General features: G+C 54.6%; 2 rRNA genes. Both read right to left on the reverse strand.

The features are described 5' to 3' along the window. Nucleotides 1-2: 2 nt before the first annotated feature. Nucleotides 3-116 (reverse strand): 5S ribosomal RNA (gene rrf, locus J122_RS19930). Between the two features lie 106 nt (nucleotides 117-222). After that, nucleotides 223-3,084 (reverse strand): 23S ribosomal RNA (locus J122_RS19935); the annotation flags it as partial.

Raw genomic sequence — 3,084 nt, forward strand, 5'->3', positions numbered from 1 at the left:
GAGCCTGACGATGACCTACTCTCACATGGGCGAACCACACTACCATCGGCGCTGGTCTGTTTCACTTCTGAGTTCGGGATGGGATCAGGTGGTTCCAGACCGCTATGGTCGTCAGGCAAAACGGATGATCACTGGGAAGGACGAGAAGGAACGTGATGTTGATTTCTATGGAGCGTGGCGTTTGCCCTGCTCTGCGTTATCCGCAATTGTCTTGGGTGTTATATAGTCAAGCCGCACGAGCAATTAGTACTGGTTAGCTCAACGCCTCACAGCGCTTACACACCCAGCCTATCAACGTCCTGGTCTTGAACGGCTCTTCAGGAGGCTCAAGGCCTCAGGGAGATCTCATCTTGGAAGGGGCTTCCCGCTTAGATGCTTTCAGCGGTTATCCTGTCCGAACATAGCTACCGGGCAATGCGTCTGGCGACACAACCCGAACACCAGCGGTTCGTCCACTCCGGTCCTCTCGTACTAGGAGCAGCTTTCCTCAAATCTCCAACGTCCACGGCAGATAGGGACCGAACTGTCTCACGACGTTCTAAACCCAGCTCGCGTACCACTTTAAATGGCGAACAGCCATACCCTTGGGACCGGCTTCAGCCCCAGGATGTGATGAGCCGACATCGAGGTGCCAAACACCGCCGTCGATGTGAACTCTTGGGCGGTATCAGCCTGTTATCCCCGGAGTACCTTTTATCCGTTGAGCGATGGCCCTTCCATACAGAACCACCGGATCACTATGACCTACTTTCGTACCTGCTCGACGTGTCTGTCTCGCAGTCAAGCGGGCTTGTGCCATTACACTAACCGTACGATGTCCGACCGTACTTAGCCCACCTTTGTGCTCCTCCGTTACGCTTTGGGAGGAGACCGCCCCAGTCAAACTACCCACCACACAGTGTCCTCAACCCCGATAAGGGGTCAGAGTTAGAACCTCAAACATGCCAGGCTGGTATTTCAAGGTTGGCTCCACCGGAACTGGCGTCCCGGGTTCAAAGCCTCCCAGCTATCCTACACAAGCATGCTCAAAGTTCACTGTGAAGCTATAGTAAAGGTTCACGGGGTCTTTCCGTCTAGCCGCGGATACACCGCATCTTCACGGCGATTTCAATTTCACTGAGTCTCGGGTAGAGACAGCGCCCCCATCGTTACGCCATTCGTGCAGGTCGGAACTTACCCGACAAGGAATTTCGCTACCTTAGGACCGTTATAGTTACGGCCGCCGTTTACCGGGGCTTCGATCAAGAGCTTCGCACGAATGCTAACCCCATCAATTAACCTTCCGGCACCGGGCAGGCGTCACACCCTATACGTCCACTTACGTGTTTGCAGAGTGCTGTGTTTTTAATAAACAGTCGCAGGGGCCTGGTATCTTCGACCGGCTTCCGCTCCACCCGCAGGGGCTTCACGTACACACCGGCGTGCCTTCTCCCGAAGTTACGGCACCATTTTGCCTAGTTCCTTTACCCGAGTTCTCTCAAGCGCCTTGGTATTCTCTACCTGACCACCTGTGTCGGTTTGGGGTACGGTCTCGAATAGCCTGAAGCTTAGAAGATTTTCCTGGAAGCAGGGCATCAATGACTTCGCGCCCGTGGGCACTCGTCGTCGCGTCTCAGGATTGTGGACCCGGATTTGCCTAAGTCCACTCCCTACTCGCTTAAACCGGGACAACCGTCGCCCGGCTCACCTAGCCTTCTCCGTCTCTCCATCGCAGCTATCCAAGGTACGGGAATATTAACCCGTTTCCCATCGACTACACCTTTCGGTCTCGCCTTAGGGGCCGACTCACCCTGCGCCGATTAGCGTTGCGCAGGAACCCTTGGTCTTCCGGCGTGCGGGTTTTTCACCCGCATTGTCGTTACTCATGTCAGCATTCGCACTTCTGATACCTCCAGCATGCTTCTCAACACACCTTCGCAGGCTTACAGAACGCTCCCCTACCCCGCATACAATGTATGCAGCCGCAGCTTCGGTGACCAGTTTGAGCCCCGTTACATCTTCCGCGCAGGCCGACTCGACTAGTGAGCTATTACGCTTTCTTTAAAGGATGGCTGCTTCTAAGCCAACCTCCTAGCTGTCTGAGCCTTCCCACATCGTTTCCCACTTAACTGGTACTTTGGGACCTTAGCTGGCGGTCTGGGTTGTTTCCCTCTTCACGACGGACGTTAGCACCCGCCGTGTGTCTCCCGGATAGTACTCACAGGTATTCGGAGTTTGCATCGGGTTGGTAAGTCGAGATGACCCCCTAGCCGAAACAGTGCTCTACCCCCTGTGGTATTCGTCCGAGGCGCTACCTAAATAGCTTTCGGGGAGAACCAGCTATCTCCGGGCTTGATTAGCCTTTCACTCCGATCCACAAGTCATCCCCTGGCTTTTCAACGACAGTGGGTTCGGTCCTCCAGTGCCTGTTACGGCACCTTCAACCTGCTCATGGATAGATCGCCCGGTTTCGGGTCTATGCCCAGCGACTAATTCGCCCTATTCAGACTCGGTTTCCCTACGGCTCCCCTAAACGGTTAACCTCGCCACTGAACATAAGTCGCTGACCCATTATACAAAAGGTACGCCGTCACAGAACAAGTCTGCTCCGACTGCTTGTACGCATACGGTTTCAGGGTCTATTTCACTCCCCTCACAGGGGTTCTTTTCGCCTTTCCCTCACGGTACTGGTTCACTATCGGTCAGTCAGGAGTATTTAGCCTTGGAGGATGGTCCCCCCATGTTCAGTCAACGTTTCTCGTGCGCCGACCTACTCGATTTCACTGGACTCAGGTTTCGGATACGGGGCTATCACCCACTATGGCGGCACTTTCCAGAGCCTTCTCCTACCAGTTGTCCAGCTTAAGGGCTGGTCCCCGTTCGCTCGCCGCTACTTAGGGAATCTCGGTTGATTTCTTTTCCTCGGGGTACTTAGATGTTTCAGTTCCCCCGGTTCGCCTCTTACACCTATGGATTCAGTGTAAGATACCTGGCCGAAACCAGGTGGGTTTCCCCATTCAGAGATGTCCGGATCACAGCTCGTTTGCCAGCTCCCCGAACCTTATCGCAGGCTTCCACGTCTTTCATCGCCTCTGACTGCCAAGG

This window comes from Marinobacter excellens LAMA 842, from assembly GCF_001574445.1.
Taxonomy (GTDB): domain Bacteria; phylum Pseudomonadota; class Gammaproteobacteria; order Pseudomonadales; family Oleiphilaceae; genus Marinobacter; species Marinobacter shengliensis.